Source organism: Burkholderia sp. ABCPW 14, assembly GCF_001523835.1.
GTDB classification, from domain to species: domain Bacteria; phylum Pseudomonadota; class Gammaproteobacteria; order Burkholderiales; family Burkholderiaceae; genus Burkholderia; species Burkholderia mayonis.
This window is the reverse complement of record NZ_LOVS01000006.1, coordinates 75,494-97,170: the sequence shown is the minus strand read 5'-3', so window position 1 is coordinate 97,170 and position 21,677 is coordinate 75,494. Positions and strand designations below refer to the sequence as shown.

Sequence of the window (21,677 nt, the reverse complement as noted above, 5' to 3'; positions counted from 1 at the left end):
GCGGCGCGCGGCCCGTCGATCGGCCGGGCAGCGCCTTCGTGCCTTACATCGGCAACCGGCTGGCCGACATCCTGTGCGAGCATCACGAGCGCACGGTCGGCAACGACAACTGCGTGAGCTTCGAGCGGCTGAAGCTGCAGATTCCGGCCGACGGCACGCGCCCGCACTACGTGAAGCGGCGCGTGCGCGTGCATCGCTACGTGGACGGATCGCTGGCCGTGTTTTATGGCCCGCGCCTGCTGAGTCGCCATGATGTGAACGGCGCGCCCCTCGGCGTGCCGGTTCAACTGGCCGCCTGATCGTCCGCCAGACGGCCGCAGCGGCCAACCGGCTCCGGGCTTCGCCCTGCGCCGATTGGCCGCCGTCCTCTCCGTCCTAACAAGCGGACATTTTATTTGCTACAAAACCGGACTGTTCTATTTGTCCGCGCCCGCGCCCGCCGCGACGGTTGCCGCTCCGCACCGGCATCGCGTACAATCCGCGGCGACCGGAGATGGCATGCCTCCGTACAACCGTCGGCGAGCCGGCTGATGATGCCTACGCGTTCCTGGGTGCAGGAGGTCGTAGGCCATCTGTAACACGCGGCGTCCTGCCGCCCGGGTTTGATGTCCTGTCGAATCTGGAAATTCATGAAACGTCTGCAAATCCTCGAGCCCGTCGCGATGCTCGTGCATCTGTGCCGCTGGCTCGCGCTGTCGGCGGTGGTGGGCACGCTCGCCGGATCGGCGTCCGCGCTGTTTCTCCGAGCACTCGATTTCGCGACCGGCACGCGCGTCGCGCATCCGTGGCTGCTGTGGCTGCTGCCCGTCGCGGGTTTTGCGACCGGCTGGATCTATCACCGCGTCGGCCAGTCCGTCGAGCGCGGCAACAACCTGCTGATCGACGAGATCCACGATCCGCAGCGGATCGTGCCGAAGCGGATGGCGCCGCTCGTACTCGTCGCGACGGTCGTCACGCATCTGTTCGGCGGCTCCGCGGGCCGCGAAGGCACCGCGGTGCAGATGGGCGGCGCGCTCGCCGATCGCGTCACGCAACTCCTCAGGCTCGATCGCGACGACCGCCGGATCATGCTGATGGGCGGGATCGCCGCCGGCTTCGCGTCGGTGTTCGGCACGCCGCTCGCGGGCGCGGTGTTCGGACTCGAAGTGCTCGCGATCGGACGGCTGCGCTACGACGCGCTGCTCGCGTGCGTCGCGGCGTCGATCGTCGCGGACGCGGTGTGCCGGCTGTGGGGCATCCATCACACCGTCTACGCGGTGCCGTTCGTGCCTGCGTTGAGCGCGGCGGGCGTCGCGTCGGCGGTGGCGGCGGGCATCGCGTTCGGCGTCGTCGGCCGGCTGTTCGCCGCGGCGACGCATGCGCTCGGCGCACTCGCGAAGCGATGGATCGCGTATCCGCCGCTGCGTCTCGTCGCGGGCGGCGCGCTTGTCGCGTTCGCGGCGACGCTCCTGCACACGCCGCAATATCTCGGCCTCGGCATCCCGATGATCGAGGCCGCGTTTCGCGGGCCGCTGCCCGCCTACGATATCGCGGGCAAGTTCGCATTTACGGTCGTCACGCTCGCGTCGGGCTTCAAGGGCGGTGAAGTGACGCCGCTCTTTTACATCGGCGCGACGCTCGGCAACGCGCTGTCGCCGCTCCTCGCGCTGCCGGCGCCCGTGCTCGCGGGGCTCGGCTTCGTCGCGGTGTTCGCGGGCGCGGCGAACACGCCGATCGCGTCGACGATCATGGCGATCGAGCTGTTCGGCGCGCCGATCGGCGTGTATGCGGCGCTCGCATGCGTCGTCGCGTATCTGTTCTCCGGGCACGCGGGCATCTATCGCGCGCAGCGCGTCGGGCAGACGAAGCTGCCGGGCACGAGCGGCGATGCGAGCGTCGCGCGGCCGGTTGCGCGGGAATCGGCGGCGAGGTGATCGCACGGTGCGTCCGAGCCGAGCGGCGCGCGCGTGACGTTCGATGCGCAACCGAAGCAGGACCGAGGCAGAACCGAGGCAGGACCGAGGCAGGACCGAGGCAGGACCGAGGCAGGACCGAGGCAGAACCGAGGCAGAACCGAGGCAGGACCGAAGCAGAACCGAGGCAGAACCGGGGCAGAACCGAAGCAGAACCGAAGCAGAACCGGAGCAGAACCGGAGCAGAACCGGAGCAGAACCGGAGCAGAACCGGAGCAAAACCGGAGCAAAACCGGAGCAAAACCGGAGCAAAACCGGAGCAAAACCGAAGCGAAACCAAAGCGACACCGACACGCGCCGGCCGCGCGCGAGCCGATCCCGGATCGATCGCCGGGCCGGCTCAGATCATCTGTCGACGCCCGTGCGCGATCACCGCGCCGTTCGACGCCGCGCGCGACGGCAGGCGCCACGCGACGTACGCGAGCGCGGCGAGCGCCGGAAACACGAGCACGCTCGCCTCGGGGCCGACCGTGCCGCCGCTCAGCCACACGGGGCCGATCGCGTGGCTTTTGAACAGCGTGTCGTGCGCGGTGAGTCCGCTGTCGGCCGCGCCGAACAGGAACGATTCGCTCCAGTCCCACATCGAATGCTCGCCGAGCGCCCACCACAGCGAGCCGGTGCGCCAGATCGCGACGCACGCGACGAGCCCATAGATCACGACAGGCACGATGCCCGCGATGTTCTCGTTGCGATTCGACACATGCGAGATGCCGAACGCGAGCGACGTGAGCGCCGCCGCGACAACGGGATGCGTGCGTTGCGCGAGCGTGAAGAACGCATAGCCGCGAAACGCGACTTCCTCGGCGAGAGCGACGAGCAGGAACGCGGCCGCCCACACGAGCGCCGATTCGAGCGCGGCCGTCCGGTTCGCGCCTGAGTATTCGATCGTCGCGCCGCCCGTCAGCACGAGCAGGCCCATGATCGCGGACACCGCGACGAGGCTGCAGAGCGCGCCCCAGACGAAATGCGACACGCTGCGCGGCGCGCGCAGTCCGTAATCGAGCCACGCGCGATGGTCGATGCGGCTCATCACACGCGTCGCGATCAGCGAGGCCGCGCACAGCGCGAGCTCGAACGGAATCTGCCCGGCCGCGCTCAGGTCACTGGGCTGACGGAACGGATGGTGCACGATGCGCGCCGCGTAGCCGAGCACGAGCAGGATCGCCGCGACGATCGCGGCGTACAGCAGCACGGCCCAGCCGGCACGCAGGCCGTCGGCGCCATGCCAGATCCGATTGAGTCGAGGCGGTAACGAGGGCGGCCGGCTGGTTTTTTTCACGTCTCCCATTTGAGCGTCCCGGGTTTTTCGATGATCGGGCTTACGAATTGCCTTCGTGTACGTCGCTCGGCGAGGTCTCGGAATGCGGCGCGTACGGGGCGGAATGGTACATCCGGCGCAAGCAATTGTGGTAATGCCGATTGTGGAGAATGTTGGCGATATGTCGAGCGTCGCGCGGCGGCGACGTCGAGCGCGGCGGCGCGGCGGGGGATGCGTCGCGCTGCGAGTCGCGTCGCGTGGTGTTTCGGCGATTCGGCTTATTGACGATTCGACGACCGAGCGGATTCGACGACCGAGCGGCGCGACGCTTCAGCGTGTGTTCACTCGACGCGTACGCGACGCGGCCGCACTCGCACAGCCGCTGCGCGAGCGCATCGAAGTCCGCAACGAACCAGAACGCATCGCGCGATTCGTTTCGCGCACGAGCGCGCGCAACGCGCGGCTGCGCGCGAGCGGTGCGTCGATGTCGCCGACGACGGCGAGCTTGACGCCGTAGTTGATCAGCTTCTGCACGAGATGTCCGGCGACGCAGGTGTCGAGACGAAAGAAATCGTCGTGCGGCGGCTCGGCCGGCAGCGCGATCCACGTTGCGTCATGCTCGCGCGCGGCGACGATCAGCAGGCCGGCACCGTCGTCGCGCAGGGGGCCGCATCGGCCGCGTCGAAACGCAGCACGCGCACGTCGCCGACGCCCCGAACGTCATGCGCCATCGCACGAATCTTTCGTTTTGCCGACGAGGAAGTCGAGCATCGCGTCGCCCTGGCCGCGAATGAAGTGCGGTTGATCGGCGGGCATGCGCACGTCCGCGTGCGGCAGCCGCCGACGCAAGCGTCGTGCGGTATCGGCGGAATCGAGCAGCTTGTCACGTCCGCCGACGATCACGACGAGCGGTGCTTCGATCCTGCGCAGTTGCGCGTCGCCGAACACCGGGATCTTGCCAAGATGCGGACGAAAGCCACGATTGATCGCGTCGAGCAGATCGAGCACCGCGCGATCGTCGGGCGGCGGATGCGACGATCACGATCTTCAGCCGTCGCTCGCCGGGGTCGAGGATCGTTTCGAGGTGAATCGGTTGGGCGTGCGTTTGTCGTGTCGACAATGCCGCTTGCAGGCTTTGCGCGACGTGGCGGTGCAGCGCGGGCGACGCGTCCTGCATGTCGGCGACGCAGGTGACGCGCGCGGGCGGCGGTTGCGTCGCCGCGCAAAGCAGGCGCGCTGCGATTGGCCGGCGCACTCGGCCGGACTGAAGGCGTCGATTCGAATGTCCCGATTCGCATGCCGCGATCGGCACAGGGCGATGCCGTCCGGATTCGGGATCGTCAATCGCCGCGGATTGATATGAGCGGGAGCGTGCGCGCCGAAGGCGGCGCGGTGTGCGGAATCATGCTCGGCCGAATGATCGGGATGGCGAACGAACGGCGCGGCGGCCGGATACGCGCTCCGGCGACGGCTCGCGAAGCCTCGCTCGCGGCCGCCGGCGTCGTCGCCTTGCATTCGGGCGCGAGCGCATTCGTCAGTACCGCGAAATCTGATTGCCGTCGATGCGCACGCGATCGCCCGGACGCAGATCGCCCGGTGTCTGCAGGTCGAACGAGCGCATCGAGCCGTCGCTCAACTGCACGTCGACGCGATACGCGCTCGGCTGCGCGCCCATCTGCTGGCCGATCTGGTTGCCCGCGACCGCGCCGCCGAGTGCGCCGATGACCGTCGCGGCGTCGCGGCCGTGGCCGCGGCCGATCTGGTTGCCGAGCACGCCGCCGACGAGCGCGCCGACGACCGTGCCCGCGACGCCCGACGGGCTCGTCGTGCCGCCGATCGGGCGGATGCCGGCGATCGTGCCGTACTGGGTCGAGTAGCCTGACTGATAGCCCGATTGATACCCGGATTGGTTGCCCGATTGATAGCCCGATTGATAGCCCGATTGATAGCCCGATTGATAGCCCGATTGATAGCCGGGCTGCGCGTAGCCTTGCTGCGGATACGCGGGCTGAGAGTAGTCGGGCTGCGCATACGACGGCTGCGAGTAGGCCGGCTGAGCGTACGACGGTTGCGAATACGCGGGCGAGCCGTACTGCGGCTGCGAACCATACGGTCCGTACGCATTCGGCGCGACGCATGCGCTCAGCGACAGCGCCGCCGTCGCGGCGAGCGAAACGAGCAGCGTAGTCCTCGTGAAAGCCGGGCGCTTCGTTGTTGTTGTTTGGATGGGCTTCGTGTTCATGGTAGCGGGTGGTTGCTATTGCACGCCGGCAGTATAGGGAATGCCGTCATCGTTGGATGAGCGCCGCGGGTAACAGTGTGTAAAGTCTGTTGCCGCTCGGTCGGCGCTTGCGAAAACGGCTTGCGCGCGGTGCGTGTTGCAACGGCGAAAGCGATCCGTCCGACGAAAGGCGGGCGTGTCGGACGATGCATCGTGAACGACCCAACGACCCGACAATGTGCGCCCGCCTGCGCCACTCTGAGCCACCCTGCGTCACCCGACGAACTTCCGAAACGAAAACGCCCCCAGCGCGTCGCGCACCTCGTCGAGCGTGCGCTGCGTGACGTCGTTCGCGCGTGCGGTGCCGTCCTTCAGCACGTCGACGACGTAGCCCGGCTCGCGCGCGAACTGCGCGCGCCGCTCGCGGATCGGCGCGATCAGCGCCTGCAGCTTGTCTTCGAGCCGGCGCTTGAGCGTCATGTCGCCGAGCCCGCGCGCGCGATACGCGGCCTTCAGCCGCGCGACTTCGTCGGGCTTGTCGTCGAACGCATCGAGATACGTGAACACGACGTTGCCTTCGACCGTGCCCGGATCGGACACGCGCAGATGATTCGGATCGGTGTCCATCCGCTTGACGGCATCGGCGATCGCGTCGGGCGACGACGACAGCGGAATCGCGTTGCCCTGCGACTTGCTCGTCTTCGCGCGGCCGTCGACGCCCGGCAGCCGCCCCGTCGGCGAGATCAGCGCGTTCGCTTCGGGCAGCACGTCGACGCGCGCCTGCCGGTTGGTGCGCCGGACGATCTCGTTCGTCTGCTCGATGAGCGGCAATTGATCGTCGCCGACGGGCACCGTATCGGCCTTGAACGCGGTGATGTCGGCCGCCTGCGCGACCGGGTAGCAGAGGAAGCCCGCCGGGATGTCGCGGCCGAAGCCGCGTGCGTGGATCTCGTCCTTGATCGTCGGATTGCGCTCGAGGCGCGCGACGGTGACGAAGTGCAGATAGAAGAGCGTCAGCTCGGCGAGCGCGGGCAGGCCCGACTGCACCGCGATCGTGCTCCGGCGCGGATCGATGCCGACCGCCAGATAGTCGAGCGCGACTTCGATGACGTTGCGGCGGACCTTGTCCGGATCGTGTGCGTTGTCGGTCAGCGCCTGCGTGTCGGCGACGAGGATGAACTGCCGGTGCGTGTCCTGCAGCGCGACGCGCGTTTTCAGCGAGCCGATGTAATGGCCGAGATGCAGCGCGCCCGTCGGGCGATCGCCGGTCAGTGCGATCGGCGGTCGGGAAGGATTCGAGGTGCCGTCGTGCATGAACGGTTTCTCCGGGAAAACCGCCGCAGTCCGAGCCGGGTTGGGGGCGCGATCGACGCGATGCCGGCCGGATGCGGCGGCATGGTCGTGATCGGGATGGGACGATGCCGCTCCGTCAGGAGCGGCGCCAGAAGTGCGGGAGGGGAAGGTATTGCGTCGACATGCGGCAAGAGTCGCATATTCTCGGCTTTTTCGCCATGCGAGGCTGTGTCGCAACGCGTCGTGCGCGCGCGGTCGACGATGCGCTCGGTGACGTCGCGGGTCGCGACGATGCTGCCGCGTCGATGTCTCGCCGAAGCCGATGTCTCGCCGAAGTCAGCCGAAGTCGAAGTCGAAGTCGAAGTCGAAGTCGAAGTCGCCGCCAACGCCAACGCCAACGCCAACGCCAACGCCAACGCCAACGCCAACACGCCGCGCCGCGCCGCGCCGCGCCGACGTCGAATCGAGCTCAGACGCCTCGCCGATCCACCGCGAACCGCTCGCGATACGCCTGCGGCGTCACGCCGAGCATCCGCAGGAAACTGCGCCGCATCGTCTCCTCAGTGCCGAATCCGCAGCGCGCGGCAATTCGCTTGATCGGCAGCGGCGCGTCGGCGAGCAGGTTGCGCGCGGCTTCGACGCGCATCTGCTCGATCGCCCGCGCGGGCGTCTTGCCGGTCGTCTCGCGGTAGCGGCGCATGAAGCTGCGCTCGCTCATCCCGGCGCGCGCGGCGAGCGCCGCGACCGACAGAGTCGCGCCCAGATTCGCGGCCGCCCATGCGTGCAGTTCGCTGAAGCGACCGCTTTCGTGCTGCAGCGACAGCGCGGTGCTGAACTGCGCTTGGCCGCCCGGCCGCTTCAGGAATACGACGAGATGCCGCGCGACGTCGAGCGCGAGCGCGCGGCCGAGATCGTTTTCGACGAGCGCGAGCGAGAGATCGATGCCGGCCGTGACGCCCGCCGACGTCCACACGTCGCCGTCGCGTATGAAAATGGGATCTGGATCGACGCGCATGTTGGGGTAGCGCCGCGCGAGCTCTTCGCAGCGCGACCAGTGCGTGACGACGCGGCGGCCGTCGAGCAGCCCCGCCGCCGCGAGCACGAACGCGCCCGAGCACACCGACGCGATGCGCCGCGTTTGCACCGCGCGGCGGCGCACCAGCCGACGAGCCGCGGGTCGCGCGCCGCGTCGGAGACGCCGCGGCCGCCCGCGACGATCAGCGTATCGGACGGCTCGCGCGCGGCGGGCAGCGGTGCGGCGACGAACGCGAGCCCCGCCGACGACATGACGGGCGGCGCGTGCGCGGCGACGACGCGCGGCGCATACGGGATCGCGAGGCCGCGCCGCGCCGCGAAGTCGTTCGCAGTCGAGAACACCTGCAGCGGCCCGGTGACGTCGAGCAGCTGCACGTCGTCGAACGCGAGCACGTGCACGGCGCGGCGCTCGGCGGCGGCAGGCGCGGCTGGCAGGAATCGTGGGGACTTTGGCATATCCGCCATACGGTACTTGCGTACAGTCGGGTTGTCCACGGTGCTGCGCGGGCGTTCGGGCCGGCGTGACGGCATGCAACAAGGAGGAGGATCGCAATGGCCATCGAAGTGGGATTACTGTTGTTTCCGCAAGTGCAGCAACTCGATCTGACGGGGCCGCACGACGTGTTTGCGTCGCTGCCCGGCGTCACGGTGCGGCTCGTCTGGAAGACGCGCGAGCCGGTGGCCGCGAGCAGCGGGCTCGTGCTCGCGCCCAACGCGACGTTCGACGACTGTCCGCCGCTCGATGTGATCTGCGTGCCGGGCGGCGCGGGCGTCGCCGATCTGATGGAGGACGCGGACACGCTCGCGTTCATCCGCCGGCATGCGGCGCAAGCGCGTTACGTGACGTCGGTCTGCACGGGCGCGCTCGTGCTCGGCGCGGCGGGCCTGCTGCGCGGCCGGCGCGCGACGACGCACTGGGCGTCCCATTCGCTGCTCGCGCCGCTCGGCGCGATTCCGGTGCGCGAGCGCGTCGTGCGCGACGGGAATCTCGTGACGGGCGGCGGCGTGACCGCGGGAATCGATTTCGCGCTGACGCTCGCGGCGGAGTTCGTCGGCGAGGACGACGCGCAGGCGGTGCAGTTGCAGCTCGAATATGCGCCGGCGCCGCCGTTCGAATCGGGCGATCCAGACACCGCGCCGGCGCGGATCGTCGAGCGCGTGCGCGAGCGGTCGAAGCCGGTGCTCGCGCGGCGCGAGCAGGTGGTCGCGCGTGTCGCGGCGGCGCTGGAGCGGAGCTGGGCCGCGGGGTGATGCGGGTGGTTGGTTGACGGATTGGGGGAGTCGCAAGGGGGCGGAGAGGGGCGACGCGGGTGGGCGCCGCCGGATCGCGGGCCTGCGGCCGCGCGGGTAGCGGTGGCTTCGAAGCGATGCCGCCCCTCGCGGCTCGACTTGGTTCGCTGCGTTTCAACCCAGGCGCGTTTCGACCGCATGGATCGATCGTCGCGACTCTGTGCGTTGTTCGTGTGAGTCGAGCTGGAGCAACGCGATTGCGCATGTGTGTACACGTCGCGTGTCGCGTGTCGCGCATCGCGCGAACGCGACGCCAAGCAACGCGACGCCAAGCAACGCGACGCCAAGCAACGCGACGCCAAGCAACGCGACGCCAAGCAACGCGACGCCAAGCAACGCGACGCCAAGCAACGCGACGCCAAGCAACGCGACGCCAAGCGATGCGACGCGACCGCGACCGCGCTCGCGCACAGCCGCGCCGCCCGCGTCGCGACTGCCGCTACTTCTCGACGGCGACCGCCGAATCGTCGATTCGCCCGCCGTCGAACGCGCCGCGCGAGCGCCGTGCGTCGTGCCCGTCGAGCACGCCGGGCTTGTCGCGTTCGCCGCGCTCGTTGCGCTCGTCGCGTCCGTCATGCGCGTCGCGCAGCCAGTCGGAGACGTCGCCGCTCGTCTGCTCGATCAGGCCCTTCGCGAGTTCGAGCGCCTGCCGCTCGAACAGCCGCCGGTAGACGCCGCCTTCGAGCCGGATCAGCGCGTCGTGGCTGCCTTCTTCGATCACGCGCCCCTTGTCGAGCACGATCAGCCGGTCGAGCGCGCGCACCGTCGACAGCCGGTGCGCGACGACGAGCGTCGTGCGTCCGACCATCAGCCGCTCCATCGCCTGCTGGATCAGCACTTCGCTTTCGCTGTCGAGGCTCGACGTCGCTTCGTCGAGGATCAGCACCGGCGCGTCGGCGAGGAACGCGCGCGCGATCGCGACGCGCTGCCGCTCGCCGCCCGACAGCTTGATCCCGCGCTCGCCGACGAGCGTGTCGTAGCCCTGCGGCAGCGCGGCGATGAAGTCGTGCGCGCTCGCGAGCCGCGCGGCGCGCACGATCTCGTCGCGTGTCGCGGTGGGCCGCGCGTACGCGATGTTCTCGGCGAGCGTCCGGTGGAACAGCAACGGCTCCTGCTGGACGATCGCGATCTGGCTGCGCAGCGATTCCTGCGTGACGTCGGCGATGTTCTGCCCGTCGATCACGATGCGGCCGCCGTCGATGTCGTAGAGCCGCTGGATCAGCTTGATGAACGACGTCTTGCCCGACCCGGAATGCCCGACGAGCCCGACCCGCTCGCCCGGCGCGATCCGGATCGAGAAATCGTCGTAGAGCGGCTTCGCGTGCGCGCCGCTGTAGCCGAACGTCACGTGCTCGAAGCGGATCTCGCCGCGCACGATCGAGATCGGCCTCGCGCCCGGCTTGTCATCGATGCCGAGCGGCTGCCGCTCGAGCGACACGAGTTCTTCCATGTCGTTGACCGAGCGCTGCAGGTTGCGGATGTGCATGCCGATGTCGCGCAGATAGCCTTGCAGCACGAGGAACGTCGTCAGCGCGAACGCGATGTCGCCGACGCTCGCGCGATCGTTCGCCCACAGCCACAGCGCCGCGCCGAGGATCGCGGCCTGCATCGCGACGAGCATCGCGCCCTGCACGCCGCCGTTCAGCGTGCCGCGCCGCCACGCGCGGCGGGTGCGCGCGCGCCACTTCGACACGACGTGGTCGAGCCGCGCTTCCTCGCGCGTCTCCGCGCCGAACGCCTTGACGACCGGGTTGCAGCTCACCGCGTCGGCGAGCGCGCCGCCCATTCGCGTGTCCCACAGGTTGCCGAGCCGCGCGGCGGGCGCGACGAAGCGCAGCGACATCGTGACCGTCACCGCGATGAAGACGAGCGAGCCGCCGCCCACCACCGCGCCCATCACCGGCCAGTGCGCGCCGAGCAGCAGCGTCGCGCCCGCCAGCATCACGACGGACGGCAGCAGCGCGACGAGCAGCGTGTCGTTGAGCAAGTCGATCGCCCACATGCCGCGCGTGATCTTGCGCACGGTCGAGCCGGCGAAGCTGTTCGCGTGCCAGTCGGTCGAAAAGCGCTGCACGCGGTGGAACGCGTTCGCCGCGATTTCGCTCATCATCTTCAGCGTCAGCACGATGATGTGGCGGAACGCCGCCTGCCGCAGCAGCGTGCACGCGACGCCGATGCCGATCAGCATGCCGAACGCGTGCAGCGCGCGGCTCCAGGCGTCGGCCTTGTCCGCGGCCGCGACGCCGTGCGACAGCGCGTCGACGAGGTATCCCGCGAAGAGCGGCGTCAGCACGTCGCCGAGCGCGGTGGCGAGCGCGAAGAAGGCGATCGCGCCGATGCGCGCGGGTTGCGCGCGCCAGTGCCGGAAGGTGAACGCGAGCACGTCGGCAAACGCCCGCCCACCCGGATTGCTAGTTTTCTGGACCATTTATCGGGGCCCGGCCGCTCGTGGCGAACGGGACTTGTCGATTGTTGTTCGAAACGAAAGCCGGACGGACGCCGCTGCGCGTCAGCGCACGAAACGAAGGCGAGAAATTGTCCGGAAGCGGTGCGGGCCGGAGAGCGGCCCGCGGAGACGGCGACTTAGAACGCGCGTCGTGGAACTGCCGTCGGGGAGGTGACATGCATTCGCGACATCCGGCACCTCCTTCGAGCGTTGAGTGGGTGAAATGAAGGCGAGCTGAAATTCGACTCGTGTAGCGATTCTAGCGGCCGTTTCGCGTTGCTGCAATGTCAGACGAATGGATGTTGCCGATTCGATACGGGCGATGCGCGGCGTCGTGGCGCGCCGCGTGCGATGGGGCCGGAAGGCGTGGGTTAACATCGGGCATCGTCGTGCGCGCATCGCATCGCATCGCGCCGCGCACGCGTATCGACGGTGTACGTGTGCGCTTGCGCCTCGGCGCGCGGACGCGCATGCCGCGGATGGGCATGTCCCAACGATCTGGCATGCCTCCAACGAGCCCATCCCGGGCGAGCAGTCGCGGACGCGCATGTCGCAAACGGCCATGTCCCCGACGGGCGTGTCCCCGACAATCAGCCTGTCCCGGACGTTATGGGACAATCCGGCGTCCCCCTGTAGAACCGAACATTGCATCGAGGAAACGATGAGCGACTTTCAGCAAGGCATTCTGGCTCCGATTCCGGCCGCGAGCCGTTACCTGTCCTTCCGGATCGTGCATCCGGAGCATGCGGCGAGCGTGCTCGCCGCGCTGCGCGACGCGGTCGACGGCGTCGACACGGTGATCGGCATCGGGCCGTCGCTCGTGCACGCGCTCGACAAGAAGATCGACGGCCTGAAGGAGTTTCCCGAGCTGTCGGTGCCGGGTGCGCCGGTGCCGTCGACGCCCGCCGCGCTGTGGGTCTGGCTGCGCGCCGACGATCTCGGCGCGGCGACCGTGCGCTCGCGCGACATCGAGCAACTCGTCGCGCCCGCGTTCGGGCTCGACGTCGCGGCGAATGCGTTCCGCTATGCGGACGATCGCGACCTGTCCGGCTACGAGGACGGCACCGAGAACCCGGAAGGCGACGAGGCGCTCGAAACCGCGTTCGTGTCCGGCAAGGGCGCGGGGCTCGACGGCGCGAGCTTCGTCGCGGTCCAGCAATGGGTGCACGATTTCGGCAAGATGCGCGAGATTCCGGGCGACGAGATGGACCGGATCATCGGCCGCCGCAAGGACGACAACGAAGAGCTCGAAGACGCGCCCGCGTACGCGCATGTGAAGCGTACCGAGCAGGAGAGCTTCACGCCGGAGGCGAAGGTGCTGCGCCGCTCGTCGCCGTGGGCGGACGAACGCCGCGCCGGCTTGTATTTCGTCGCGTTCGGGCATTCGTTCCGCGCGTTCGAGGTGCAGATGCGCCGGATGATCGGCGCGACCGACAGCGTGCACGACGGCCTGTTCCGCTTCACGCAGCCGATCACCGGCTCGTTCTTCTGGTGTCCGCCCGTCAAGGACGGCAAGCTCGATCTGTCGGCGCTCGGGCTGTAACCGTAACGCGGCGCGGCGCCGCGCCGCGCAATGCCGCACCGCACCGTAGCGCGCATCACTTCAACGTCGTCTCGATCCGTGTCCCGCGCTTGATGAACAGCGTGACCGGCGTCTTCTCGGCGATCTCCGCGAGCCGCTTGCGCTGCGCGTCGTCGAGCGCGCCGTCGACGACGATCGTGCGCCGCACATACTGCGCGCCCTCGCGGTCGACATGCAGTTCGGCGCGCGCGGACAGGCGCGCGGCTGGCCAGTCCTTGCGCTGCATGTACATCCGCAGCGTCGCGACGGTGCACGCGGCGAGCCCAGACAGCACGAGCTCGTACGGCGCGGGCCCGACGTTGCCGCCGCCTTCGTGCTCGTTCTCGTCGCCTTGCAGGCGGTGCGAGCCGGCAGCGATGTCGACGACGTAGTTCGGCGCGTCGGGCGCCATTTCGGCTGAGGCGTGGATGAGCGGCATGGCGTGTTCTCGGTGTCAAGGGAGGGATCGGCCGGCATGCCGGCCTCGATTCGCGAGCATAAACGGCTTCGCGCCGGCCTGCAGCGGCCCTTACGCACCCGCCGGATGCGACGACGCCTCGCGCACGACGTCGATCACGCGCTGCCGGAACCACTGGTGCGCGCGGTCGAGCTCGCGTGACTCGTGCCAGTACGCGAGGATCGGATACGGTTTTAGCCGCAGTGGCAGCGGCTGGGTCGCGATCGGCAGCAGCCGCGTCATCCGGAGTGCGTACGAGCGCGGCAGCGTCAGCAGCAAATCGCCCGACGCCGCGATCTGGCACGCCGCGAAATAGTGCTGGCAGACGAGCTGGATCTGCCGGAAGCGGCCGTCGGCGCCGAGCAGTACGTCGAGCGTGTGCGGCTCGCCGAGCGGCGACACCGTCACGTGCCGCGCGGCGAAATAGTCGGCGCGGCGCAGCGGCGCGCCCGCGAGCGGATGGTCGCGCCGCATCGCGACGACGAGCGTGTCGTCGACCACGTATTCGCCGACGATCCGCGGCCCCGCGGACACGCGGCGCTCGATCGCGAGATCGAGATCGCCGCTGCCGAGCTCGCGCTCGATGTCGGCGACGGGCACGCGCCGGCTCACGAGCCGCACGCCGGGCGCGTCGCGCGCGATCGTCTCGACGAGCTGCGGCAGCGCGATCGATTCGAGCACGTCGCGCACGCCGACGACGAAGCGCATGTCGAGCGCATCCGGGCTGAAGCGCGTCTGCGCGCGCGCCGCGTCCTGCAGGCCCTTCAGATGCAGCTGGACGTCCGCGATCACCGCGCGGGTGCGCTCGGTCGGCACGACCTTGTTGCCCTGCCGCACGAAGAGCGGATCGCCGAAGTGCGCGCGCAGCCGGTTCAGCGCGTGCGTGACGGCCGGTTGCGTCAGGTGCAGCGCACGCGCGGCGGCGCTGATGCCGCCGTGCACGTAGACCGCGTCGAGCACGCGGAACAGGTTCAGGTCGAGTCGGTGGTCGGGTTGCATCGGCGTGTCCGGGCGGCTCGCGCGGTTGCGCAAACCCATCAATGATGTCTATGTCCTCGCATAATAAATATTCATTTCATCGATTGTCGAGGATCGCGTACGCTCGTCTCCATTCGAACCGACCATACGGAGACGCCATGGATTTCTCTCCCTCGGCCCGCTGCCGAGAACTGAGCGAGCGCATCGCGGGCTTCATGCGCGACGAGATCGCGCCCGCCGAGGCGCGCTACCTCGAGCAACTGGCGGGCGGCGCGGACTGGCGCGGCTGGCGGCAGCCCGACGTGATGGAAGCGCTGAAGGCGAAGGCCCGCGCAGCCGGCTTGTGGAATCTGTTCCTGCCGGACGTCGAGCACGGCGGCGCGGGGCTGCCGAACGTCGAGTACGCGCCGCTCGCCGAGCTGATGGGGCATTCGTTCATCGCGCCCGAAGTGTTCAACTGCAACGCGCCCGATACCGGCAACATGGAAGTGCTCGCGCGCTACGGCTCGCCCGAGCAGCGCCGCCGCTGGCTCGAGCCGCTTCTCGCCGGCGAGATCCGTTCGGCGTTCTGCATGACCGAGCCTGAGGTCGCGTCGTCGGACGCGACGAACATGCGGGCGACGGCGACGATCGACGGCGACGAAGTCGTGCTGAACGGCCGGAAGTGGTGGTCGACCGGCATCGGCCATCCGCTCGCGCGCGTCGTGATCTTCATGGGGCTCACCGATTCGGACGCGGAGCCGCATCGCCGGCACACGATGGTGCTGTGTCCGCTCGACGCGCCGGGCGTGACGATCGAGCGGATGCTGCCCGTGTTCAACGCATACGACGAGCCGTCGGGCCACGGCGAAGTCAGCTTCGCGAACGTGCGGCTGCCGGCGTCGAACGTGATCCTCGGGCCGGGCCGCGGCTTCGAGATCGCGCAGGGCCGGCTCGGGCCGGGCCGCATCCACCATTGCATGCGTGCGCTCGGCGCGGCGGAGAAGGCGCTCACGCTGCTCTGCGCGCGCGCGACGACGCGCACCGCGTTCGGCAAGCCGCTCGTCAAGCTCGGCGGCAACGGCGACATCGTCGCGAACTTGCGGATGGCGATCGAGCAGGCGCGCCTGTTGACGCTGAAGGCCGCCTGGACGATCGACACGCAGGGCGTGAAGGCGGCGCTGTCGCTCATCTCGCAGATCAAGGTCGTCGTGCCGACCGTCGCGCAGCAGGCGGCCGACGCGGCGATCCAGATCCACGGCGGCGCGGGCCTGTCGAACGACTTCCCGCTCGCGGCGCTCTACGCGTACGCGCGCATCCTGCGCATCGCGGACGGGCCGGACGAGGTGCATCGCGCGGTCGTCGCGAAGCTCGAGGTGAAGCGGCAGCTCGCCGCCGCGGAGGTCGCATGAGCGTGCGTCTCGACGATGCGCGCGACGTGCGCGACGAAGACCGGCTCGACGCGGCGAAGCTCGACGCGTATCTGAAGTCGCGGATCGAGGGCCTGGCCGGCGAGCCGCGAATCCGGCAGTTCCACGGCGGCGCGTCGAACCTGACCTACCTGATCGGCTATGGCGACCGCGAAATGGTGCTGCGGCGGCCGCCCGCCGGCGCGAAGGCGGGCGCCGCGCACGACATGCTGCGCGAAGCGGCGGTGATGGCGGCGCTCGAGCCCGACTATCGCTACGTGCCGGCGATCCTCGCGCATTGCGACGATCCCGCGGTGCTCGGCAGCGAGTTCTACGTGATGGCGCGCATCGCCGGCGTGATCCTGCGACGCGAACTGCCGGCCGAACTGGCGCTCGGCCGCGACGGCGTGCGCAAGCTGTGCGAGAGCTTCGTCGATCGCCTGATCGAGCTGCACGCGATCGACGCGTCGCGCGCGGAACTCGCGGCGCTCGGCAAGGGCGAAGGCTACGTCGCGCGGCAATTGAGCGGCTGGGGCGAGCGCTGGCGCAAGGCGCTCACCGACGGCACGAATTCGTGCGACGACGTGCTCGCGTGGCTCGAGCGCAACCGTCCGGCGCGCGAGCGCCGTATCTGCGTGATCCACAACGATTATCGCTTCGACAACGTCGTGCTCGATCCGGCCGATCCGTTGTCGATCGTCGGCGTGCTCGACTGGGAGATGGCGACGCTCGGCGATCCGCTGATGGACCTCGGCGGCTCGCTCGCATACTGGGTGCAGGCCGACGACGATCCCGCGTTCGTCGCGATGCGCCGCCAGCCGACCCACGCGGACGGGATGATGACGCGCCGCGAGGTCGTCAGCTATTACGGCGCGCGCACGGGGCTCGACGTCGGCGGCTTCGAATTCTACGAAGTGTTCGGTCTGTTCCGGCTGATGGTGATCGCGCAGCAGATTTATCGGCGCTTCGTGCTTGGCCACACGACGAACGAGCAGTTCGCGGGCTTCGGCGCGGCGGTCCGCTATCTCGGCGAGCGCTGCCGGCGCGTGATCGCGGCGGCCGGGCGCGCGCGATGACCGAGCTGTTCCTGATTCGCCACGCGCAGGCGAGCTTCGACGCGGCCGACTATGACTGCCTGTCGCCGCTCGGCGACGCGCAGTCGGCGCGGCTCGGCGCATGGATGGCGCGCGGCGCGCGGCGGCCCGAGCTGATCGCGACGGGCACGCTGCGCCGCCACGCGCAGACGGCGGACGGCTGCGCGCGCGCGGCGGGCGTCGATGCGCCGCGGCTCGCGCTCGCCGGCCTCGACGAACTCGACGCCGACGAGCTGATCGTGCGCCACCGGCCCGAGCTCGCGTCGCGCGACGCGCTGTTGCGCGCGATGGCGGGCGAAGCCGATCCGCGCCGCGCGTTCCAGGCGCTGTTCGCGGCGGCCGTCGCGCGCTGGACGGGCGGCGCGCACGACGGCGACTACGGCTGCCCGTGGCCCGATTTCCGCGAACGCACGCTCGCGGCATGGGACGCGCTCGCGCGGCAGCCGTCGCGCGAGATCTGGGCGTTCACGTCGGGCGGGCCGATCGGCGTGATCGTCGCGGCGCTGCTCGGCGTGCCCGTCGAGCGCAGCTTCGAGCTCGCGTGGCCGCTCGTCAACACGAGCGTGAGCCGAATCCGGATCGGCCGCGGCGGCGCGCGCGTGATGACGTACAACGGCTGGCCGCACCTCGACGGCGCGGACGGCGAGCGGCTCGTCACGCATCGCTGATTCCTTTTTCCTTCATCGATTGCAGGATATTCTCCATGACCGCACCCAACCTGTTCGACCTGTCCGGAAAGATCGCCGTCGTCACCGGCGGAAGCCGCGGCATCGGCGCGGACGCCGCGAAGCTGCTCGGCGCGTCCGGCGCGCACGTCGTCGTCACGAGCCGGCGCATCGACGATTGCCGCGCGATCGCCGACGAGATCGTCGAAGCAGGCGGCTCGGCCGAGGCGGCCGCGTGCCACATCGGCGAGCTCGACCAGATCGACGCGCTCTTCGCCGCGCTCGAAGCGAAGCACGGGCGGCTCGACGTGCTCGTCAACAACGCGGCGACGAATCCGTATTACGGGCCGATCGTCGACACGGACCTCGGCGCGTTCCAGAAGACCGTCGACGTGAACATCCGCGGCTACTTCTTCATGTCAAGCCGCGGCGCGAAGCTGATGGGCAAGGGCGGCGGCGGATCGATCGTCAACGTCGCGTCGGTAAACGGCGTGATTCCCGGCTATTGGCAGGGCATCTACTCGATCACGAAGGCCGCGGTGATCTCGATGACGAAGGCGTTCGCGATCGAATGCGCGGCGAGCGGCGTGCGCTGCAACGCGCTGCTGCCGGGGCTGACCGACACGAAATTCGCGTCGGCGCTGACGCAGACGCCCGATGTGCTGAAGCAGGTGCTCGCGCACGTGCCGATGCGGCGCGCCGCGCAGCCGTCGGAGATGGCGGGCGCGGTGCTGTATCTTGCGTCGGCGGCGTCGAGCTATACGACGGGCGCGGTGCTCAACGTCGACGGCGGCTATCTGTCCGTCTGACGGCGGGGCGCGCACGCACCGCCCATCATTTCTGCTTCACGCGTGCGCGCGGCCGCACGTGCGCGCGAGCATCGAAACAACCAGGAGGGTTCATGACGAAGAACTTGACGCCGCGTCTCGCCGGCAAGCGCGCGTTCATCACCGGCGCGGCGGGCGGCCTCGGGCGCGCGATCGCGCGGCGGATGGCCGAGCAGGGCGCGAAAGTGTTCCTGACCGACATCGTCGACGCGGCGGTGCTCGACGCGTTCGCGGCCGAGCTGAACGAAGCGGCGGGCGAGCGGCTCGCGTGGGCGGCCGTGCAGGACGTCGCCGACGAAGCGCAATGGCAGTCGCGGCTCGCGCAGGCGAACGACGTGCTGGGCGGGCTGTCGGTGCTCGTGCACAACGCGGGCGTCGGCTCGTTCGGCGCGATCGGGCAGATCGAGCGCGGCGAATGGCGGCGCGTGATGGCGATCAACGTCGAGAGCATCGTGCTCGGCACGAAGCACGCGCTGCCGTATCTGGAGGCGGGCGCGCCCGCGTCGATCGTCAACATTTCGTCGGTCGCCGCGTTCAAGCAGGAGCCCGACTACACCGCGTACAACGCGTCGAAGGCGGCGGTCGCGTCGCTGACGAAGTCGATCGCGATCGACTGCGCGCGCCGGCAGACCGACGTGCGCTGCAACTCGATCCATCCGTCGTTCATCATGACGGGCATCGTCGCGCCGCTCGTCCAGCAACTCGGCGAGAAGGAGGCGGCGCGCAAGCTCGCGCGCGGCGTGCCGATGCGCAGGCTCGGCGAGCCCGACGACGTCGCGTATGCGGCCGTCTATCTCGCATCCGACGAGAGCCGCTACGTGACGGGCGCGGAGCTCGTGATCGACGGCGGGATGTGCGCAGTCTGAAATCGCGTGCATGCGCGGGCGGCGGTTTCCTGCGACGCTGGCGGCGTTGAAGCATCCCGGTGGCGTAGCTCGCGGATCGCGGATCGCGGATCGCGGATCGCGGATCGCGGATCGCGGATCGCGGATCGCGGATCGCGGATCGCGGATCGCGGATCGCGGATCGCGGATCGCGGATCGCGGATCGCGGATCGCGGATCGCGGATCGCGGATCGCGGATCGCGGATCGCGGATCGCGGATCGCGGCAATGCGACAGCGGCGCGCTCGCAACGTTCGCGCGCCCCCGCATCTTTCCACTCATCGAAATCATCGAAATCCTGAAGGTGACGTCCATGTCCACATCCGTCAATCGCCAGTTGCGTCTGAAGGCGCGCCCCGACGGGCGCGTCGGCCAGGAGCATTTCACGCTCGTCGAAGCGCCGCTGCCGGCGCTCGGGCCGGGCGAGATGCTCGTGCGCGTGCTGTATCTGTCGATGGATCCGACCAATCGCGTCTGGATGAGCGACATCCCGCAATACCTGCCGCCCGTCGCGATCGGCGACGTGATGCGCGCGCTCGGCATCGGGCGCGTCGTCGCGTCGAACGCGCCGGGCTTCGCCGAGGGCGATCTGGTGCAGGGGCTCGTCGGCTGGCAGGACTACGCGCACGTGCGCGCCGACGAGGCCGCGCAGTACACGAAGCTGCCCGCCGCGCTGGGCCTGCCGCTGCCGCGCCTCCTCGGCGCATGCGGGATGAGCGGGCTCACTGCGTACTACGGGCTGACCGAGATCGCGCCGGTGCAGCCGGGCGAGACGCTCGTCGTGTCGGCGGCGGCGGGGTCAGTGGGCTCCGTCGCGGGACAGATCGGCAAGATCCATGGCGCGCGCGTCGTCGGGATCGCGGGCGGCGCGGACAAGTGCCGCTATCTGACCGAGGTGCTCGGCTTCGACGCGGCCGTCGACTACAAGGCCGACGACTGGAAGCGCGCGCTGAAGGACGCGACGCCCGACGGCGTGCACGTGAACTTCGAGAACGTCGGCGGCGAGATCATGCGCGCGGTGCTGTCGCGGATGGTGATCGGCGGGCGCGTCGCACTGTGCGGCGTGATCGCGAACTACAACAGCGGCCGCCCGTCCGACGACGTCAGCGTGCTGATCGCAAAGCGGCTGACGATGCGCGGCTTCTTGATCCTCGATTATCGAAAGGGCCGCGAAGCGGTCGCGACGCTCGCGGGCTGGTTGCGCGACGGCCGGCTGAAGGCGGAGGAAACCGTCGTCGACGGACTGGCCAACGCGCCCGACGTGCTGAACCGGCTGTTCGACGGCAGCCATCGGGGCAAGCTCGTGCTGCGGGTCGATCCGCAGGCGTGACGCGGCAGCGTGAGGCGGTGGCATGAGCGGGGGAGTGCCGAGCCGCGCGCGATGTCGGACCGGGCGCGACGCGTACTGCCAGTCGATCGCGCGACGCGGGCGAGCGGAGCGGTCGCGGACGTTGCGCGTGGCCGGCGTTTGCGCGGCGCTCGTCGCCGCATGCTTCACCGCCGCGGGCGCAACGGGCGCGGTCGTCGCGCTGTGGGGGGCAGCGCTTTCGCTTGCGTCGCCTGCTGCGCGAGCTTCGCGCGGATGCGTCACGCCGCCGAGGCGGTTGACGCGGCGTGATTGCCGGATACGCGCGGCGGGTGCGCCGCGGCACGCGAGGCTTGCGGCGCAAGGTACGTCTCGCATGCGAGGTGAGCGGACCGGATGCGCGTGCGGCGCATGTGGCGCGTTGCCGTGTGTCGATCGTGACGTGCCGGATGCGGTGCCTGGCGGAAGCGCGCCGGGTCGCGGCGCGCAAGGGCATTGATGCGCAATGTGGGCGCCGCATGCGACGGACCGACGGCGAAATCGCCGATGCGATGCACTGCAACGGGCCGGACGCATGCCGACAAAAAGACGCCACGGAGGCTTGCCGTCCGTGGCGCGGGAATTCCAGTCAGGGGGGAGAGTGACTGGAGTCTGGCCGCTTTGGCGCGCCGCGCGTCCCGAGACGGGAAGGCACGACATCCTAAGCAGTGTTCATTGTTGAGAAGCGGCCGAACCAAGTCAATTTCGGCAAATTAAGACAACTTACCGCTCGTTACAGCGGGGGCTCGATATGCTGCCGGCGCCGGATTGGCCGGATTGGCCGGATTGGCCGGATTGGCCGGATTTGTCGTCTCACGCCTGCATCGACGGCTTCGACCGTGTGGGCTGCTTCGGCGGCGTAGCGATTTCAACAGCAACGGTTTCGAATGCTGCGGGGCTTTGCGCGTTCGAGACTTTGGAGCGCCGACCCACAGGCACCTTGGTGCGTCGTTGCGCCGACCTGCGCGGCCGACAGCGCCGCGC

At 69.5% G+C, this 21,677-nt stretch carries 19 protein-coding genes, 1 pseudogene and 1 riboswitch; of the genes and pseudogenes, 12 read left to right on the top strand and 8 right to left on the bottom strand.

Going from position 1 to position 21,677, the window contains the following annotated elements; translation table 11 throughout:
• Window positions 1-38: 38 nt before the first annotated feature.
• Window positions 39-299 (top strand): hypothetical protein, encoded by a 261-nt coding sequence (locus WS62_RS01110; protein WP_066566578.1) that lies wholly within the window; start codon window positions 39-41, stop codon window positions 297-299.
• A 181-nt stretch (window positions 300-480) separates the two neighbouring features.
• Window positions 481-547, top strand: a riboswitch (Fluoride riboswitch).
• A gap of 82 nt (window positions 548-629) precedes the next feature.
• Window positions 630-1,913, top strand: a complete 1,284-nt coding sequence (locus WS62_RS01105; protein WP_066566576.1) for a voltage-gated chloride channel family protein — start codon at window positions 630-632, stop codon at window positions 1,911-1,913.
• 379 nt (window positions 1,914-2,292) lie between these two features.
• Here WS62_RS01105 and WS62_RS01100 read toward each other — a convergent pair whose 3' ends face one another.
• Together WS62_RS01100 and WS62_RS01095 are read right to left on the bottom strand one after the other, a co-directional pair.
• Complete coding sequence (locus tag WS62_RS01100) at window positions 2,293-3,240, bottom strand: CPBP family intramembrane glutamic endopeptidase (protein ID WP_066566574.1); 948 nt, start codon at window positions 3,238-3,240, stop codon at window positions 2,293-2,295.
• 300 nt (window positions 3,241-3,540) lie between these two features.
• Window positions 3,541-3,807, bottom strand: coding sequence for a DUF4180 domain-containing protein (locus tag WS62_RS01095; protein WP_231748166.1), 267 nt, complete (start codon window positions 3,805-3,807; stop codon window positions 3,541-3,543).
• Here WS62_RS01095 and WS62_RS35765 point away from each other — a divergent pair.
• Entirely contained in the window at window positions 3,787-4,404 is a 618-nt protein-coding gene (locus tag WS62_RS35765) for a hypothetical protein (protein ID WP_156440821.1), read from the top strand. The genes WS62_RS01095 and WS62_RS35765 overlap by 21 nt on opposite strands.
• Before the next feature lie 340 nt (window positions 4,405-4,744).
• On the opposite strand, the gene WS62_RS01080 is transcribed toward WS62_RS35765, so the two are convergent.
• The 3 genes and pseudogenes from WS62_RS01080 to WS62_RS01070 all read right to left on the bottom strand — a co-directional run bounded on the left by WS62_RS01080 (window position 4,745) and on the right by WS62_RS01070 (window position 8,101).
• Window positions 4,745-5,452 carry a glycine zipper 2TM domain-containing protein gene (locus tag WS62_RS01080; RefSeq protein WP_066566560.1) on the bottom strand — a complete coding sequence of 236 codons (708 nt, stop codon included), beginning with the start codon at window positions 5,450-5,452 and terminating at the stop codon, window positions 4,745-4,747.
• 252 nt (window positions 5,453-5,704) lie between these two features.
• Complete coding sequence (gene trpS / locus WS62_RS01075) at window positions 5,705-6,745, bottom strand: tryptophan--tRNA ligase (RefSeq protein WP_066566557.1); 1,041 nt, start codon at window positions 6,743-6,745, stop codon at window positions 5,705-5,707.
• A gap of 448 nt (window positions 6,746-7,193) precedes the next feature.
• Window positions 7,194-8,101: pseudogene (locus WS62_RS01070) on the bottom strand (GlxA family transcriptional regulator).
• On the opposite strand from WS62_RS01070, the gene WS62_RS37765 reads away from it, so the two are divergent.
• Both WS62_RS37765 and WS62_RS01065 read left to right on the top strand, forming a co-directional pair.
• A complete protein-coding gene (locus WS62_RS37765) occupies window positions 8,024-8,284 on the top strand; it encodes a hypothetical protein (protein WP_231748168.1) in 261 nt (86 codons plus the stop codon). The pseudogene WS62_RS01070 and the gene WS62_RS37765 sit on opposite strands and share 78 nt — an antisense overlap.
• 27 nt (window positions 8,285-8,311) lie before the next feature.
• Window positions 8,312-9,010 carry a DJ-1/PfpI family protein gene (locus WS62_RS01065; protein WP_066566554.1) on the top strand — a complete coding sequence of 233 codons (699 nt, stop codon included), beginning with the start codon at window positions 8,312-8,314 and terminating at the stop codon, window positions 9,008-9,010.
• A 478-nt stretch (window positions 9,011-9,488) separates the two neighbouring features.
• Here the strand turns inward: WS62_RS01065 and WS62_RS01055 are convergent, their stop codons facing one another.
• Window positions 9,489-11,477 carry an ABC transporter ATP-binding protein gene (locus WS62_RS01055; protein WP_066566541.1) on the bottom strand — a complete coding sequence of 663 codons (1,989 nt, stop codon included), beginning with the start codon at window positions 11,475-11,477 and terminating at the stop codon, window positions 9,489-9,491.
• Between the two features lie 679 nt (window positions 11,478-12,156).
• Here WS62_RS01055 and WS62_RS01050 point away from each other — a divergent pair.
• Window positions 12,157-13,038, top strand: coding sequence for a Dyp-type peroxidase (locus WS62_RS01050; RefSeq protein WP_066566539.1), 882 nt, complete (start codon window positions 12,157-12,159; stop codon window positions 13,036-13,038).
• A 55-nt stretch (window positions 13,039-13,093) separates the two neighbouring features.
• On the opposite strand, the gene WS62_RS01045 is transcribed toward WS62_RS01050, so the two are convergent.
• Window positions 13,094-13,495, bottom strand: coding sequence for an OsmC family protein (locus WS62_RS01045; protein WP_066494209.1), 402 nt, complete (start codon window positions 13,493-13,495; stop codon window positions 13,094-13,096).
• Window positions 13,496-13,585: 90 nt separating this feature from the next.
• On the bottom strand, window positions 13,586-14,512 hold the full coding sequence (locus tag WS62_RS01040) for a LysR family transcriptional regulator (protein ID WP_066566969.1): 927 nt from the start codon (window positions 14,510-14,512) through the stop codon (window positions 13,586-13,588).
• Between the two features lie 137 nt (window positions 14,513-14,649).
• Here WS62_RS01040 and WS62_RS01035 point away from each other — a divergent pair, with 137 nt between their 5' ends.
• From WS62_RS01035 to WS62_RS01010, 6 genes are all read left to right on the top strand, one after another.
• The gene (locus WS62_RS01035) at window positions 14,650-15,882 is read left to right on the top strand and encodes an acyl-CoA dehydrogenase family protein (protein ID WP_066566536.1); all 1,233 of its coding nucleotides are present in this window, start codon (window positions 14,650-14,652) and stop codon (window positions 15,880-15,882) included.
• The gene (locus WS62_RS01030) at window positions 15,879-16,955 is read left to right on the top strand and encodes a phosphotransferase family protein (RefSeq protein WP_066566533.1); all 1,077 of its coding nucleotides are present in this window, start codon (window positions 15,879-15,881) and stop codon (window positions 16,953-16,955) included. The genes WS62_RS01035 and WS62_RS01030 overlap by 4 nt, the downstream gene beginning before the upstream one ends.
• A complete protein-coding gene (locus WS62_RS01025) occupies window positions 16,952-17,641 on the top strand; it encodes a histidine phosphatase family protein (protein WP_066566530.1) in 690 nt (229 codons plus the stop codon). Before WS62_RS01030 ends, WS62_RS01025 begins: the two co-directional genes overlap by 4 nt.
• A 35-nt stretch (window positions 17,642-17,676) precedes the next feature.
• Window positions 17,677-18,447, top strand: coding sequence for an SDR family oxidoreductase (locus WS62_RS01020; RefSeq protein ID WP_066566527.1), 771 nt, complete (start codon window positions 17,677-17,679; stop codon window positions 18,445-18,447).
• A gap of 92 nt (window positions 18,448-18,539) precedes the next feature.
• Window positions 18,540-19,331: an SDR family oxidoreductase gene (locus tag WS62_RS01015; RefSeq protein WP_066566525.1), complete on the top strand. Its 792-nt coding sequence runs from the start codon at window positions 18,540-18,542 to the stop codon at window positions 19,329-19,331.
• Window positions 19,332-19,406: 75 nt separating this feature from the next.
• Window positions 19,407-20,678: an NADP-dependent oxidoreductase gene (locus WS62_RS01010; protein WP_156440830.1), complete on the top strand. Its 1,272-nt coding sequence runs from the start codon at window positions 19,407-19,409 to the stop codon at window positions 20,676-20,678.
• Window positions 20,679-21,677: the final 999 nt, after the last annotated feature.

Excerpts from the sequence above, each read along its gene's own strand:
- WS62_RS01035 (WP_066566536.1), top strand. The coding sequence starts at position 14,650 with ATGGATTTCTCTCCCTCGGCCCGCTGCCGAGAACTGAGCGAGCGCATC.
- WS62_RS01025 (WP_066566530.1), top strand. The coding sequence starts at position 16,952 with ATGACCGAGCTGTTCCTGATTCGCCACGCGCAGGCGAGCTTCGACGCG.
- WS62_RS01030 (WP_066566533.1), top strand. The coding sequence starts at position 15,879 with ATGAGCGTGCGTCTCGACGATGCGCGCGACGTGCGCGACGAAGACCGG.
- WS62_RS01065 (WP_066566554.1), top strand. The coding sequence starts at position 8,312 with ATGGCCATCGAAGTGGGATTACTGTTGTTTCCGCAAGTGCAGCAACTC.
- WS62_RS01050 (WP_066566539.1), top strand. The coding sequence starts at position 12,157 with ATGAGCGACTTTCAGCAAGGCATTCTGGCTCCGATTCCGGCCGCGAGC.
- WS62_RS01100 (WP_066566574.1), bottom strand. The coding sequence starts at position 3,240 with ATGGGAGACGTGAAAAAAACCAGCCGGCCGCCCTCGTTACCGCCTCGA.
- trpS (WP_066566557.1), bottom strand. The coding sequence starts at position 6,745 with ATGCACGACGGCACCTCGAATCCTTCCCGACCGCCGATCGCACTGACC.
- WS62_RS01105 (WP_066566576.1), top strand. The coding sequence starts at position 630 with ATGAAACGTCTGCAAATCCTCGAGCCCGTCGCGATGCTCGTGCATCTG.
- WS62_RS01020 (WP_066566527.1), top strand. The coding sequence starts at position 17,677 with ATGACCGCACCCAACCTGTTCGACCTGTCCGGAAAGATCGCCGTCGTC.
- WS62_RS01045 (WP_066494209.1), bottom strand. The coding sequence starts at position 13,495 with ATGCCGCTCATCCACGCCTCAGCCGAAATGGCGCCCGACGCGCCGAAC.
- WS62_RS01080 (WP_066566560.1), bottom strand. The coding sequence starts at position 5,452 with ATGAACACGAAGCCCATCCAAACAACAACAACGAAGCGCCCGGCTTTC.
- WS62_RS01015 (WP_066566525.1), top strand. The coding sequence starts at position 18,540 with ATGACGAAGAACTTGACGCCGCGTCTCGCCGGCAAGCGCGCGTTCATC.
- WS62_RS01055 (WP_066566541.1), bottom strand. The coding sequence starts at position 11,477 with ATGGTCCAGAAAACTAGCAATCCGGGTGGGCGGGCGTTTGCCGACGTG.
- WS62_RS01040 (WP_066566969.1), bottom strand. The coding sequence starts at position 14,512 with ATGCAACCCGACCACCGACTCGACCTGAACCTGTTCCGCGTGCTCGAC.